Origin of the sequence: Loigolactobacillus zhaoyuanensis (genome assembly GCF_003946385.1) — a bacterium.
GTDB classification, from domain to species: domain Bacteria; phylum Bacillota; class Bacilli; order Lactobacillales; family Lactobacillaceae; genus Loigolactobacillus; species Loigolactobacillus zhaoyuanensis.
In genome coordinates this window covers 20,048-33,909 of the sequence record NZ_RHOE01000010.1, presented here as the reverse complement: position 1 = coordinate 33,909, position 13,862 = coordinate 20,048, and the positions used below count along the sequence as shown (strand labels likewise).

The 13,862-nt window shown below is 43.6% G+C and carries 15 protein-coding genes; 8 read left to right on the top strand and 7 right to left on the bottom strand.

Annotated elements, in window-relative coordinates:
• Positions 1 to 177: 177 nt before the first annotated feature.
• Positions 178 to 654 (top strand): helix-turn-helix domain-containing protein, encoded by a 477-nt coding sequence (locus tag EKM76_RS03685; RefSeq protein WP_125549345.1) that lies wholly within the window; start codon positions 178 to 180, stop codon positions 652 to 654.
• Positions 655 to 764: 110 nt separating this feature from the next.
• Here EKM76_RS03685 and EKM76_RS03680 read toward each other — a convergent pair whose 3' ends face one another.
• The 3 genes from EKM76_RS03680 to map all read right to left on the bottom strand — a co-directional run bounded on the left by EKM76_RS03680 (position 765) and on the right by map (position 3,236).
• On the bottom strand, positions 765 to 1,961 hold the full coding sequence (locus EKM76_RS03680; RefSeq protein WP_125549344.1) for a DUF2075 domain-containing protein: 1,197 nt from the start codon (positions 1,959 to 1,961) through the stop codon (positions 765 to 767).
• Positions 1,962 to 2,012: 51 nt separating this feature from the next.
• Positions 2,013 to 2,261: a hypothetical protein gene (locus tag EKM76_RS03675; RefSeq protein ID WP_125549343.1), complete on the bottom strand. Its 249-nt coding sequence runs from the start codon at positions 2,259 to 2,261 to the stop codon at positions 2,013 to 2,015.
• Between the two features lie 183 nt (positions 2,262 to 2,444).
• Positions 2,445 to 3,236, bottom strand: coding sequence for a type I methionyl aminopeptidase (gene map, locus EKM76_RS03670; protein ID WP_125549342.1), 792 nt, complete (start codon positions 3,234 to 3,236; stop codon positions 2,445 to 2,447).
• Between the two features lie 414 nt (positions 3,237 to 3,650).
• Here map and EKM76_RS03665 point away from each other — a divergent pair, with 414 nt between their 5' ends.
• Entirely contained in the window at positions 3,651 to 4,004 is a 354-nt protein-coding gene (locus EKM76_RS03665) for a DUF1827 family protein (RefSeq protein ID WP_125549341.1), read from the top strand.
• A gap of 146 nt (positions 4,005 to 4,150) precedes the next feature.
• On the opposite strand, the gene EKM76_RS03660 is transcribed toward EKM76_RS03665, so the two are convergent.
• Positions 4,151 to 5,461, bottom strand: a complete 1,311-nt coding sequence (locus EKM76_RS03660; RefSeq protein WP_125549340.1) for an NCS2 family permease — start codon at positions 5,459 to 5,461, stop codon at positions 4,151 to 4,153.
• A gap of 284 nt (positions 5,462 to 5,745) precedes the next feature.
• On the opposite strand from EKM76_RS03660, the gene EKM76_RS03655 reads away from it, so the two are divergent.
• Together EKM76_RS03655 and EKM76_RS03650 are read left to right on the top strand one after the other, a co-directional pair.
• The gene (locus tag EKM76_RS03655; protein WP_225417866.1) at positions 5,746 to 6,567 is read left to right on the top strand and encodes a glycosyltransferase family 2 protein; all 822 of its coding nucleotides are present in this window, start codon (positions 5,746 to 5,748) and stop codon (positions 6,565 to 6,567) included.
• Positions 6,568 to 6,725: 158 nt separating this feature from the next.
• Entirely contained in the window at positions 6,726 to 7,394 is a 669-nt protein-coding gene (locus EKM76_RS03650) for a carbonic anhydrase family protein (RefSeq protein ID WP_125549339.1), read from the top strand.
• Between the two features lie 52 nt (positions 7,395 to 7,446).
• On the opposite strand, the gene EKM76_RS03645 is transcribed toward EKM76_RS03650, so the two are convergent.
• From EKM76_RS03645 to EKM76_RS03635, 3 genes are all read right to left on the bottom strand, one after another.
• Positions 7,447 to 7,779, bottom strand: coding sequence for a hypothetical protein (locus EKM76_RS03645; protein WP_125549338.1), 333 nt, complete (start codon positions 7,777 to 7,779; stop codon positions 7,447 to 7,449).
• An 8-nt stretch (positions 7,780 to 7,787) separates the two neighbouring features.
• Positions 7,788 to 8,567 carry a tyrosine-protein phosphatase gene (locus tag EKM76_RS03640; protein WP_225417865.1) on the bottom strand — a complete coding sequence of 260 codons (780 nt, stop codon included), beginning with the start codon at positions 8,565 to 8,567 and terminating at the stop codon, positions 7,788 to 7,790.
• A 933-nt stretch (positions 8,568 to 9,500) separates the two neighbouring features.
• Positions 9,501 to 9,737 (bottom strand): hypothetical protein, encoded by a 237-nt coding sequence (locus tag EKM76_RS03635; RefSeq protein ID WP_125549336.1) that lies wholly within the window; start codon positions 9,735 to 9,737, stop codon positions 9,501 to 9,503.
• Between the two features lie 185 nt (positions 9,738 to 9,922).
• On the opposite strand from EKM76_RS03635, the gene EKM76_RS03630 reads away from it, so the two are divergent.
• The 4 genes from EKM76_RS03630 (at position 9,923) to rsmG (ending at position 13,844) form a co-directional block, all read left to right on the top strand.
• Positions 9,923 to 11,317 carry an FAD-binding oxidoreductase gene (locus EKM76_RS03630; protein WP_125549335.1) on the top strand — a complete coding sequence of 465 codons (1,395 nt, stop codon included), beginning with the start codon at positions 9,923 to 9,925 and terminating at the stop codon, positions 11,315 to 11,317.
• 365 nt (positions 11,318 to 11,682) lie between these two features.
• On the top strand, positions 11,683 to 12,399 hold the full coding sequence (gene larD, locus EKM76_RS03625) for a D/L-lactic acid transporter LarD (protein ID WP_125549334.1): 717 nt from the start codon (positions 11,683 to 11,685) through the stop codon (positions 12,397 to 12,399).
• 130 nt (positions 12,400 to 12,529) lie between these two features.
• Positions 12,530 to 12,976: a GNAT family N-acetyltransferase gene (locus EKM76_RS03620; RefSeq protein ID WP_125549333.1), complete on the top strand. Its 447-nt coding sequence runs from the start codon at positions 12,530 to 12,532 to the stop codon at positions 12,974 to 12,976.
• Between the two features lie 133 nt (positions 12,977 to 13,109).
• Positions 13,110 to 13,844: a 16S rRNA (guanine(527)-N(7))-methyltransferase RsmG gene (rsmG, locus tag EKM76_RS03615; RefSeq protein ID WP_125549332.1), complete on the top strand. Its 735-nt coding sequence runs from the start codon at positions 13,110 to 13,112 to the stop codon at positions 13,842 to 13,844.
• The last annotated feature ends 18 nt before the right edge of the window (positions 13,845 to 13,862 follow it).

Here is a 13,862-nt window from a genome sequence, read left to right as displayed (position 1 = left end):
ATATCATGTAATTCTTTAAACGAATTACATGATATAATACAGTTATGGCTATTAAATACAAAAGCTTGCGTAATAAGTATTTCATTGATCATTATTGGCCAAATGACCAATTCAAATTTGACTGGCAACAATTACTGCATAAATATCTTGATAATTAATTGAACGGAGGCTAGTACAATGCCACTAGTAGATAATGAAATCGATCTAACCGACTATCATGCAGTCCTGGAACAACGTAAATTGATCAGTAATACCATCAATCACTATCCGGCTGATTCAATCGAATACGCTGAAGCGACTATGGCTGATAGTAAAATGTTGGATACTACAGTACCAATCAGAATATTAGCTCTAATTGGCGGTGGTTTAGATCATCAAATCACAGAAGCTGAATTAGCACACTTAATTGTTGCTAGTGCTAAACATGAAGATATCAGTGAAGTTCTATCAATTTCGCCGGAAATCAAAATGGCAATTAAATTTCAACAAGCCCGGCGTATCGCCCATATGACCCAAGCGGATGTGGCCGCAAAAACGAATATTTCGCAATCACAGATTGCCAAAGCTGAACTTGGTCAAACTGCGCTGACCTTGACTCATTGGGTGGATTTGTTTAAGGCAGTCAATGGTCAAGCAACATTAAAATTTGCATAAACGCAACTAAGCTAAAGTTATTTTTGAAAAAATATCAGGAGCTAATAGCGTAGTGCTGACAATTTAAACCGATAAAATAAGGCTGGCAGCTCAAACTGTCAGCCTATTTTTTATAGTGATAATAATTTAGCTCGTAACTGCGGATCAGTAGCGTAGAGGTATAAGCCATAGCGCCCGCGTTGTAGTAATACGTTGATCGAATTTAGGATGATCTGCTGCTTCACCTGGGTCGACTGCTGCGTGGTTAGGTCGGATCGGCGCTTAAACGCTTCGTGATCTTGGTAATTGTTGGGGAGTAGCTTAAGGCGCTGGGTTGCGGCATCATAGGTGACTGAGGGCCCAAGTATAACGGCAACGTAATTGAGGTCAAAGCCTTGGATCGTATAGATTGAGCCCACTTCATCCAGTGTTTCGGGACGCTCAGCCCAAGTTACGTTCGGGTCCATATTTTTATCCCACGGTAGCTTAAACCCTGGTGCAGTGACGTAATAAGTGTTGCCGTCTAGCTTATAGGGAAAGTCGGCCGTGGCCACTAAACGGGAAAGTCCATATTCATGGTCACGTTGACATAATTGTTGGTACATAAAATTGGCGTCAGCGAAAATTCGTAAATCAAAATCGGCATCAGTTGGTCGCGGTAATAACTGGCCTTGGGTACCTAGCGCGGTTAACCACTGCTGGGTTGCCCTATTGGCGTGGACTCGAAATTGTTGGGTCAAATGAAAAATTTCGTGGGGCTGAGCTTCAATTAATGCCGCTAATTTAGCCTGATCCCAGTAGCTTTTCATTTTCAAAACTTGGTGGGTGTCAAAGACTAAAATAACTACTCGGCTGTGTTTGCAAATTTCAGCTAATTGATTTTCTTGATTGAAGCGATTGTAACGGTCGCTTTTAGTCAGTAGTAGGTGGGCTTCATCGACCAGTACGATATCAGCAGTCGTCGCTTGCTTAGCCATTTGATTGATGAATGGCGTTGGTTTCATGAAGTCCTTTTTGCGTAAGTAAGGTTGATCGGCCGCAATTTGTTTGTAGGTTTTCAACATCTCGGGATGATTGACGAGCAAATAATTATTAGTCTGGTAAAACGGGCTGGTGGCGTCGTTGCGGCCTCGCTGTAAAGTAGCCATTAGTGCACTCAGGACAACACTTTTACCGGTACCGGCTGCGCCTTGAATAACAAATAAGCCAGTTTGCTGCTGAATTAAATGTTGCTCACAAAAAGCGAGCACGCGCTTTTTTAGTTCTTGTTGTTGCGCTGATAATTTAGTTTCTGGGGCTAACTTGGTGGTTGCGGTATTTTCTAACACTGGCTTCAGCCTACTTTCTACCTAACAACTTAGCGCAGTGTGCTCAAACTTTCAAGGGATGTAGCGGTTGATTTTTTTCTGTAAATTATGGATATCCAATAAGGTGATTTCTGGAAAGATTTTAAACACAAAAGAAGCAAAGGTATCGTGGTGATACTTGTAATTCATTTTCCCCACAGTATAACTGCTAGTCGCTTGTTGGCGCCGGACTTCTAGATCGTAGCTGGCTTCAGGGTGGAGCACAATATAGGTATCAAGGTTGATTGGAATAGCTTCAATCGGTGTATCAGTAAGGGGCATAAACGCTCAACTTCTTTCCAAGTGATAGCTCTATCATACAAACATACGTTCTGATTTGTCAAGCTATTTTTAGTGAGTAGTAACCAAGTTTGCGGTCGCGTATTTTACGCATTGGCGCGTTAAGTGCGGCTGAGACTATAAAAAATGTACCCGCAAATTAATGCCGATACATTTTAATGAATTTTATAAATATTTAGCGTCAAATTCAGGATCTTGCGAGGTTAAAATTTTAGGGCCTTCTTTGGTGATTGCTAAGGTGTGTTCATATTGTGCAGCCATTGAACCATCTTCAGTAGCGTAATATTCCCAAGTATCGTGGGGCACGACGCGGGTGGTTAAGCGCCATGTACCGCGAGTGATCATGGGCTCGATGGTGATGGTCATACCTTCGCGTAGACGCAATCCCTTACCAGCTTCACCGTAATGTGGAACTGCTGGATCTTCATGGATCGTTGGTTGGATACCATGGCCGATCAATTCGCGAACATCGCCAAAATTATTTTCAACTTCAGTATATTGTTGGATCGCGTGACCAATATCACCGATCCGATTGCCGATGATAGCTTGATCAATGCCTAAGTATAAGGCTTTTTTAGTAACTTCCATTAAGCGCTTATTCTCGGGTGAAATTTCGCCGACGGCATAGGTCCAGCAGGAGTCACTTTCATAGCCATCAAGGTTTACGCACATATCGACCTTTACGATATCGCCGTTTTTAACATCCAAGCCACGCCGGGGGATGCCGTGCGCAACTTCATCGTTAAGGCTGACACAAGTTGCATATTTATAACCGTCAAAACCGATTTCTGAGGCGGTTGCGCCATGAGATTCGATATATTCACGAGAAAATTTTTCAATTGCCCAAGTTGAAACGCCAGGCTTGATGAACTTCTGTAGTCCCAAATGTACACCAGCTAAAATAGCGCCAGATTTACGCATACCCTCAATTTCACGTGCAGATTTTAATGTAATCAAAATAGTAGCCTCCATAGTAGTAATCCCTATTATTGTAAACTTTTTTCGCAAAAATAACAGCTGTCAGTTAATGAACGGCGACAAGCAGCAGCTAGCGAGCTGACAAACTAGTTGCAGTGTGAAAGTTAAGTGCCCCAACGCTGAGTAAATAACTGGTAATTCAATAAGATTTACCTTAAAATATAGACAGCATTGGTACGGCCTAATGGGCTGCCGAATCATATTTAGGCCAGCCTTTGATGCATCGACGAACAGCATCAAAGAATTTTGGTACAAAATTTATCCACTATTGTGGAGTAGAGCCATGTTTTTGACGCGCGTGGCTGCGGCCGTCAAAATGGCCATCGACCGTAGCATCAAAGAATTTTGGCACAAAATTTATCCACTATTGTGGAGTAGAGGAGATCGACATCTATGAAATTAATCGAAGTTCCGATCAAAGTCAATACAAGTTTACGCAAGATGATTCCTAACACGATTTCTTATCTTTACGGCAATACTGCGATTCGTTATTTTCGTAAGTACACATTAGGCAATACTAGCGTGTACTTTGTGGATAATTTTGAACATTTGGATGTGATCTTAACCAACAGTAACCGCAATATTCGTGAAGATGAAATTAAATTCGTCAGCGAGCGGTTATTACCGGGGCTACCAATCAGCGATACCACACGCTTTAGCAAGAGTGAAATCGAAGCCGCGCGCCACCATAAAATTCGGTCAATGAAGGATATTGTGATCATCGAAGCGCCTAATTCTGCAGAATAATTTAATAATCGTAATTATTAAGCACGCTTGAAAACAGTTCAAGCGCGCTTATTTTTTTTCGTAAGAATTAATGGCGCTGATTTTGCGTAGTTTAAATATAGCGGATAAAAAAAGCCGCCAACGCTAGGCGACTTCATAGGCTTTGATTATTGATTCATGATCCATAAGAAGAGCACAAACACGAAGAACAGCGCGTACATCAGCGGGTGGACTTCCTTTCCGCGTTTAGCGGCGATCATTGTGATCGGGTACATGATAAAACCAAGTGCGATACCGTCAGAAATACTGTAGGTTAGCGGCATACCGATCACAATTAAGAAAGCCGGAATGGCGATCTCCAACTTGCTCCAATCGATTTCACGTAATGACTGAGCCATTAAGACGCCGACGATGATCAGCGCAGGTGCGGTTACTTGACTAGTGACTACGGACAAAAGCGGCGAGAAGAACATACCGCCGATAAAGAGTATCCCGGTGGTAACAGCAGTTAAGCCTGAGCGACCACCAACGGCGATACCAGCCGAAGATTCAACGTACGCGGAGGTTGGCGAAGTTCCTAGTAGGGAACCCACCAACATGGAAGTCGAATCAGCCAGTAAAGCTCTACCGACGCGCGGCATTTTGTTGTTGACCATGAAGCCAGCTTGTTCAGCCAGGCCGACTAAAGTGCCAGCAGTATCAAAGAATGTGACCAACAGGAAAGTGAGCACGACCACCACCAGTTGCATTGAATTGATATCGCCAATATGTAAGGCGCCAACCATAAATGTTGATTTGATACTAGGTACGCCAGCAATAATAGCGCTCGGCGCGTGGATCAAGCCAGTGATCAAGCCAAGGATCGCAGTTGCAACCATACCGATAAAGATAGCGCCAGGAACTTTGCGCACCATTAGAATGGCCGTTACGATCAAGCCAAAAATGGTCAACCAAGTTGTACCTACATTAAGTGCGCCTAAACCAACCACGGTTGATTTGTTGGCGACGATCAAACCGCCGTCGTGTAAACCAAGAAAAGCAATGAAAAGGCCGATCCCAGCAGCGATTGCTAATTTAAGATTACGGGGGATAGCATTAATGATCGCCTCACGTAATTTTAAAACGGTGATCAACATAAAAATTAGTGAAGCCACAAAAACGCCGGCCATCGCTGTTTGCCAAGGAATCTTCATCCCGATAACGACTGAATAGGCGAAGAAGGCATTAACACCAAGACCAGGGGCAATCGCGATCGGGTATTTTGCCAGTATTCCCATTAAGATACAACCCAATGCACTAGCTACGGCGGTGGCGGTGAACACCGCCCCTTTATCCATCCCGGCAGCACCGAGAACGCTTGGATTAACGAATAAAATATAAACCATAGAGATAAAAGTGGTGAAACCAGCTAATACCTCACGTTTGATCGTGGTGTGCAGCTGAGCTAAATCAAAGTAATGCACCAAACTTGCTTTCAAAATGAAGTCCCCTTAACTAATATAGTTTATAACTGCATTTGTGGTAATGTTCGTGTTTATATCAACGACAACCCTTATTTTACTATATAAAAAGCATGTTGCCAACCTAAAACTGAACGTTATCTAAAAATTATCGTTAAATTTTAGCTATATACGACTAAAACGTGCATTTTTTTGTCAATGATCCAAAAAGCATTCGCCTTATTACCTGTTCTAACAGAAAGCTTTAGACAGATTTGCTATACTGGAGCTGGGTTGATCGTAAAGCGGAGGTGGAAGTATAAATGATGGCGGAAAAACAATTCACGGTGATCGTGCCGGTATATAATTTAGCACCTTACTTAGAGCAATGTCTTGCAAGCTTGCAGGCACAGACGTACACTAACTTCAACGTGTGGCTGATCGATGACGCTTCAACTGACGATTCGGCGGCTATTTTGGCGGCGTGGACGCAAAAAGACAACCGATTTCATATCTGGCGTCAACCGACCAATCAAGGTGTTTCGGCGGCGCGTAATGTAGGCATTCAGCAGGCCAGTGGCGACTATGTATGTTTTGTCGATGGCGATGATTGGTGCGAGCCAACTTATTTAGCGAGTTTCAGCGAACAAATGGCGCAGCCGCAAGCAGATATGGCGATGTGTGGCTATTATACTGATTGGCCCAGTCTGAAAGTATTATTTGGTAGCGCGGAAACGCAAGTGCTAGATCGACAAGCGATGTTGACCAATGTGCTCAAACCTAGTGGTGATATTCGGGGGTTTCTGTGGAATAAATGCTATCGTTTGGCGCTGATCCAGCGGCAACAACTAACATTTGACGAGGAAATCACATTACTGGAAGATCAATTGTTCAATGTGGCTTATGTGTTGCAGACGCACTGTTTCTACTACGCGGCCGCGCCACAGTACCATTATGTGACGCGTAACGACAGCGCAATTCATAAATGGTCGCCACAAACGCTGCCAGAAGAATTAAAGGCCTTGGACCGTATTCAACGTTTGTTAAAGCAACAACCGAAATTCAGTCGGTTGCTAGCAGATCGCCGTCGTAAAACGCGCCATGATCTCGCCGCACGTTTACGGGATGAGTTGACCAAAAAATAATGTAAGCATGTTTTTTGGTCCAAAAATGATCCACTATTGTGGAGTAGCGCCATGTTTTTGATGAGCGAGGTTGCGGCCATCAAAATGGTCATCGACCGAAACATCAAATTTTTGGTCCAAAAATAACCTATAATTGTGGAGTAGAGGAAGGTTTGTTTATGGTAGAAAAATTAGATTATATGCAGCAAGCGGCTTGGTCGTTTAGTAGCGGTCAACAACAGTCGCCAGTGGCATTGCACGTTGATTCTAGCCAAGTGATCCAGGCCGCTGACTTGTTGGAATGGCAGGTTCCTTATTATGGCGAAACGCTAAGTGATCAAGCCAATAATATGCAACTAGCCGGAAAAGGATACGCTAAACTCGATCATCGAAATTATCGCTTTGTGCAGTTACATTTCCACGCGCCAGCTGAGCACGTAATAGAAGCGCAAAAACCAGTGATGGAATGGCATTTTGTTCATGAAAACACATTGGGCCAAAAGGCGGTTATTGCGGTCACTGCAGTGTTAGGTAAAGAAAATCCGCAACTGGCACAATTGTTAGCGGCATTTATCCCTAAAACGGCACTCCCGCTGCCAGAAGCCGTGTTACTCACTTCGTTGCTACCCACGCGTGGACTGATTTATCGTTATGTAGGCTCATTAACAACGCCGCCGCTCAGCGAAGGGGTTGAGTGGTTTGTTGCTGCTGAACCATTAACCGTTTCGCCTGAGCAGCTAGCGCAGTATCGGCAACTATTCCCACAAGATAATAACCGGGCATTGCAACCGCTAAATCAACGACCAGTGATGGGGTATGATCTAGGTGCTGGTTCGTCATTATTTTAAGCAGCATAAAAGCCTGAAATTTGGTTGATAGACACCAAACTTCAAGCTTTTCTTATATATTCTCAGCAATATTATTTTCGTGTAGAACGGCGTTAGTGGCTTTTTTAAATGCGGCCTTATTAACGCTGTCTTCTGGTTCATCATGTAGTCGTGCTTCGGCCAAAGCCCAATGGACTACAGTTTCACTAACGCGTAGTTCGGTTGCTAAAATCTTAAAATCGTAGTTTTCTGTTAACATGTCAGTTAAACTTTTGTAACGCCGCCGGTTTGAGATTTCGCGAAAGCGACTGCCATCTTTGTGACTAGTTGCCTCAAAAATAAGTAGCGGTGACTCGCGGGCAGCAGCAATCAGCTGATTTTGGAGTTGTAGCATTTTGGGTGACATGATTGACCTCATTCCAAATAATTTGTCCGCAGCGTGTCAATATCAGCGGCAGTAAAGCCTAGTTGATTGATCAGATAACGATCGATTCCACCAAACGCCTGAATCGTGGCAAAAACTGCCTCAAAGTTAGCGTCTTCTACTGATAAAGTTTGATTCATCCGATTGGTTAAAGCGTCATGTTCGTTTTGCGCCACAATTTGTTCAATACTTTGACGGGTATCAGCACTGAAAATTTGGTTGGTCAACAGATAATCGCGCTTGATAATTTCTGGCACGACTTTAAGCGCGCTGAGTACTAGCATCGCACCGACACCAGTGCGATCTTTACCGGCTGCACAATGAAAGACCACACTTTCGCGGGCACTTGTTGCGTCAAGCATGGCCTGAAAAATTGCGCGCCAAGCTTGTTGGGGATGTGGATCAGCGATCATTTGTTGGTAGACCTGTGAGAACATAGCCCATTGTGGCTCTTTCAATTGAATATTCAGACCACTTAGCGAATCGCGCTGGCTAAACGGATAAACGGGCGCCGCGATCAACTCAGTTTTTGCGGGTAGCCGATCGGGAAATGTAGTCATTTCATGCTCGGAGCGCAGATCAATATCATAACGCAAACCATAATTACCCAATGCCGCAATATCGCTTGGTGTTAGCTCATCCAAGCCGCCGGCACGCATTATTTTTTGCCATTTGACCTGACGACCGTCAGTAGTGGGATAGCCACCTAATTCACGAAAGTTAATACCGCCCTCTAAATCAAGAACTCGTTGTGGTTGCACGAATATCATTCCTCTCTACTTCACAAATAACTTTTTCGGGTGCTGCGAATTGATTTAATTATACCACCTTATTTTAGTATATTTTGGTATGAACGATGTGACTGGGCTTGGCGTACTTAGGCAATAAGTCCAATCGGCAATTAAAATCTAAAGTTGTGCTGTAAGCAGAATCAATTGGCTTCCATTTCGGCGCCAGTGGACGGAACGAGTGGCGCGTTGGCGAGCTAATTTTTCCTAAGATAAACCCAAAAGCGGACGAAAAAATGGATCTCGCCAGCCACGCATAGTTCTAAATGGCACAGACCGCCATCAAGAACTATCGGCACATCTGGTCCACTGGCGACTCCATTCCAGCAGGCAATGGTTGAACATTCAATTATTGGTTGTCTAAGTGGCAAAGTTAGTGATAATCAGAATATAAAAACACCGGCAAAACAGCTTTTAACTGTTTTGCCGGTGTTTTAAGCTTAGATATTCTATTTTTACAACTGCGAGCCCCTAACAATTGGCGATTGATCCTAATTGAATTACCTAAGACGATTAAGCCTAATCAATTAAATAGTGTTCTAAGACTGCCAACGCGCCACTATCGCTTGTTCTTAACAACTAAGTTCGACAAGTATCAGAAACTAGCACTTATTTGCTAAACAGATCTTGCTTCCCGTTGTCGATTGAACTATGGCGGAAACTGCCAAGTTCAAGTCGCACTGTCGCCCGTTTCTAACAACTAAATTAACAAGTGTCAAAACTAGCGCTTAACCGCTAAACAGATCTTGCTTCCCGTTGTCGATTGAACTAAGGCAAAGACCACCAAGTTCAAGTCGCACGCGTTCCATACGCCAGCGCCGGAATGGCACCAAACTAACTCTGCCTACGAGTTAACAAGACAGCCACCTTTCAGAAAGAACCTGAAATTATGGTGCCACCTCTGTAACGTTACTTTTATAGGCGACTAGAATAAGTCATGAAGCTAATGTAACAAACGTCGCCATCTGGTAATTTGTAACCAGTATTAATATTTTTACCGTCATCTTCATGCAAAACGATAAATTCACCGGAACCGTAATCTTGTTGATTAAGGTAGGTGACCAAGTGTTCATCACATTCAGCCAATGTTTTGCCGGTAACGATCCGTTTATTCCAACCACGGTGAATCGCGTTATTTGTATTAGTATTCAAAAAAACATCTCCCTATGCATGTCTAATTTAAGTATGAGCGTTGGCTGATAAACGGTCAAGTTCTTAACAAAAATCAGCTGATAATAAAAAAAGTCAGATAAATTTATTGCACTTACTTTTTGTAACCTTTATACTTTAAGTATTAAAGGATAACGCTTCACTTATCACGAAAGGAAGTTTTAAAAATGGCCTTTTTCCCAGCTTATACAGATGATGAAATTATTGAGTTTTTAAAGATACATGCACCACACGCAACCGTGATTACAACTGCTGCAGAATTAGCACCGCACCAAGCCGGTAAATATGGTATGGGCGCTGGTTCTGGTCAGTTATTGGCTTACATTGAAGTCGCTGATACAGCTGATATTCAAGGGGTTTTACAAACTGCACGCAAGTTCCATCTACCAGTGATCCCGCAAGCAACTGCGACTAGCACGGTTTCCGGTTCGGACGGCGAAGATCATGCGTTACTTTTATCAACGCGGCGCATGAACAAAATTATTGAGGTCAATCGTGCTGATCAGGTCGCGGTTGTTCAGCCTGGTGTGATCAATCAAGATTTAGATAATGCGGCTCGCGAAGTAGGTATGTTTTACGCACCAGATCCAGGTTCTAAACCAATTTCAGCTGTTGGTGGTAATACAGCGACTAATGCGGGTGGAATGAGCACGGTCAAATACGGTGCGACCCGTGATAACGTACTCGGTTTAAAGGTTATTTTGGCGGATGGCCGTGAGTTATCGTTAGGTCATCGGACTTTAAAGCAAGCGTTTGGCTATAATTTAACGCAACTATTTGTTGGTTCAGAAGGAACTTTGGGCGTTATTACTGAAGTGACGGTTAAATTAATGCCGATTCCGTTAGGACAGCCGATCACTGGGATGGCCTTTTTCTCCGATATGAAAACATTAGCTGCTGCGGTAACTGAGATTCGTGCTTCTGGTGTCTATCCAGCTATGTTGGAGGCACTAGATGGCCCAACAGTTGCGGCGTTAGATCGTTATGAAGGCACTCATTATGCCCAAGGCAATGGTGCCTTGCTGATTTTACGTTTGGATAATGGCGGTGCTGAAGCGTTGCAGCGAGTACAGGGAATTTTAGCTAATTTCGACGCTCAGCATATCAGTGTTACCAGCGATCCAGAGGAACAAGCAGCAATCTTGAAGCTACGCCAAGACATGTTACCTGCTGTTTTCGCTAATGGTAGTCATGTAATGGAAGATATGGCGGTACCGTTATCGCAGCTAGCTAACATGATGGATTACATTGCTAAAATTGCGAAAGAGCTAGATGTTGAAATTTATACGGCAGGGCACGCAGGCGATGGCAACGTTCATCCAACCTTGATTTGGCCCAAAGAACAGACTGAAGTCCCTGCTAAGGTGACTAAGGCCCTACAATTAATGTTCCGCGAAGCGTTGCGCTTAGGTGGGACAATTTCTGGAGAACATGCCGTTGGTTTATTGAAGAATCAGTGGAATAATGAAGAACTTGGCGAAAACGTTGATCAATTACAGCATCAAATTAAGGCATTGCTCGACCCAATGAATTTATTAAATCCAGGTCGTAAAATTGATTGATCGTTAGCTTTTTGTGGGAGCTTGGCATACTTGCTGAGCTCTTTTTGTATGGCGTAAAATATTTCAGCCATGAAAACGGAATCATCTATTATCCCCACTGAAACTATGGTATGGTTATGCAGGTGGTTTTCATGCAAATAGGTAAACAGCGCTATATGTTAGTCTAAACAAAGCTTCTTGAATTTATACATAAATGATAGACTAAGCGGACAGCCGGTACCAGGGCTGCTTTTTTGTTGCCAAAATGCCTGGATCGACCATCAAAAATAACGCGGGTGGCGTTGGCGGCGTGCTGTTTTGGCTGTTACTAGACAGTTGATCAGTGTGCTGCAACCTGTACGCGTTTAAATTCAGGAGGAAAAATTTTGGTTCATCAGTTATTAGCAGAATTCATGGGAACTGCGCTTATGATTATTTTTGGTGTTGGCGTGCATTGTAGTGAGGTTTTAAAAGGAACTAAGTATCGGGGCTCTGGTCATATTTTTGCAATCACGACTTGGGGCTTTGGGATCACGATTGCGCTGTTTATTTTCGGCGATGTTTCGATCAACCCAGCGATGGTGCTGGCGCAATGTTTACTTGGGAACATAGAATGGTCATTATTTATTCCCTACTCAGTTGCCGAAGTATTAGGCGGTGTTGTCGGCGCGATGATCGTTTGGGTCATGTATGCTGATCACTTTAAAGCTTCCGAAAATGAAGTTTCACCGATCACGATCCGTAACTTGTTCTCCACGGCACCAGCTGTCCGTAACTTGCCGCGTAATTTCTTTGTCGAATTCTTTGATACTTTTATCTTTATTTCTGGAATTCTAGCAATTTCGCAAGTTAAAACACCAGGGATCGTGCCAATTGGTGTTGGTTTGCTGGTTTGGGCAATTGGGATGGGCTTAGGCGGCCCAACTGGATTCGCGATGAATTTAGCCCGTGATATGGGACCAAGAATCGCCCACGCAATTTTACCAATTAAAAATAAAGCTGATAGCGATTGGCAATATGGCATTATCGTACCAGGGATCGCACCATTTGTTGGTGCTGCCTGTGCCGCATTGTTCATGCACGCCTTTTTCGGAATTAGCTAAATTCTTTACAGTCTGCCTTAGTGCAGGCTTTTTTTATTCACGTAGATGACTAAATGAACCACTATTTCAACCTATTTATGCTACATTATTAAAAAAGCTATATTTTTATGAAATGAAGGAGGCGTTACTTATGTTAATTCGGCAGGCAACAAAAGCTGATTTACCCCAGTTAGCGCAAATTTATCTGCAAGTGCGCCAACAGACTTTTACTTGGCTGGCGGCACCGCAGTTGGCTGATCTACAAAAGGAAACCAAAGGTGAACAATTAGTGGTCGCAGAAAATAGGGGCGTGATCTGTGGCTTTGCCGCTTTTCAACCAGCTGCTAGCTTCGTTCACCTTTTGATCGTGACGCCAGCTGCACAAAGGCAAGGCGTTGGTCGTGCGCTATTGCAGACATTACAACAGCGGCGGCATAAATTATTGCGTTTAAAATGTGTCAAAAGTAATCAAGTCGCATTGGATTTTTATGCGCATTTAGGATTTCAGATCATCAAAGATAATGCTAGTGCACAGCCGGCTAATTATACATTACAAGCAACACGATTTGCACTAGGCGAATCGGAAAATAGCAAGTGAACGAGTTTTCAAATGCAGCCTAGAATCGACTTGCATTTAACGTTAATTTTCGGTACAGTTAGTAGGTACGTGAAACACAAATGTTTCACGAAACTAATGCTTAAATTAACATGATTTAGAGAGGGCGGCAGCAATGACTCCGACTACTTTTCAGGCGACCTTGGCTGACCAAGGTATTGACCTATCCAGCCAACAAATGGCGCAGTTCCACCGTTATTTTGAAGTGTTGGTGACGGTTAATCAACAAATGAACCTGACCAATATTACCGCAGAACCTGAAGTTTATTTGAAACATTTTTACGATTCACTAACGCCTAGTTTTTACTTGGCAGCATTACGCGAACAGCCGTTGACTATTTGTGATATCGGTGCCGGCGCTGGGTTTCCATCGATTCCGCTAAAAATCGTCTTCCCCCAGTTGCAAGTAACAATCGTTGATTCCCTGAACAAGCGCATCAACTTTCTCAACCAATTAGCCGCCGAACTAGACTTAGACCAAGTGGCGTTTTATCATGATCGTGCCGAAACGTTTGGCGCTAAACGCAGTGAACATCGGGAACAGTACGATTTAGTCACGGCGCGCGCAGTCGCACGGTTGAACGTGCTCAGCGAATTATGTCTACCTTTAGTGAAAAAAGGCGGCCAGTTTGTGGCGCTGAAAGGGCAATTACCGGATGACGAGTTGACGGAAGCTGACTATGCGATCAGCAAACTTGGTGGCAAACTTAACGCAACCACCGCCTTTACGCTGCCAGAAACAGGTGATCAGCGTCATTTGATCGTTATCGATAAAAAGCGGCAGACACCGAAAAGTTATCCGCGGCGTGCTGGAATCCCGAATCGGGAACCATTAGTTGCGGCTGATTAATTTCTATATAGGAAAGGA

Bases quoted from the DNA above. Each gene is read 5' to 3' on its own strand.
- EKM76_RS03630 (WP_125549335.1), top strand. From the start codon at position 9,923: ATGGCCTTTTTCCCAGCTTATACAGATGATGAAATTATTGAGTTTTTA.
- EKM76_RS03665 (WP_125549341.1), top strand. From the start codon at position 3,651: ATGAAATTAATCGAAGTTCCGATCAAAGTCAATACAAGTTTACGCAAG.
- EKM76_RS03650 (WP_125549339.1), top strand. From the start codon at position 6,726: ATGGTAGAAAAATTAGATTATATGCAGCAAGCGGCTTGGTCGTTTAGT.
- EKM76_RS03685 (WP_125549345.1), top strand. From the start codon at position 178: ATGCCACTAGTAGATAATGAAATCGATCTAACCGACTATCATGCAGTC.
- EKM76_RS03640 (WP_225417865.1), bottom strand. From the start codon at position 8,567: ATGATATTCGTGCAACCACAACGAGTTCTTGATTTAGAGGGCGGTATT.
- rsmG (WP_125549332.1), top strand. From the start codon at position 13,110: ATGACTCCGACTACTTTTCAGGCGACCTTGGCTGACCAAGGTATTGAC.
- EKM76_RS03655 (WP_225417866.1), top strand. From the start codon at position 5,746: ATGATGGCGGAAAAACAATTCACGGTGATCGTGCCGGTATATAATTTA.
- EKM76_RS03620 (WP_125549333.1), top strand. From the start codon at position 12,530: ATGTTAATTCGGCAGGCAACAAAAGCTGATTTACCCCAGTTAGCGCAA.
- EKM76_RS03675 (WP_125549343.1), bottom strand. From the start codon at position 2,261: ATGCCCCTTACTGATACACCGATTGAAGCTATTCCAATCAACCTTGAT.
- EKM76_RS03645 (WP_125549338.1), bottom strand. From the start codon at position 7,779: ATGTCACCCAAAATGCTACAACTCCAAAATCAGCTGATTGCTGCTGCC.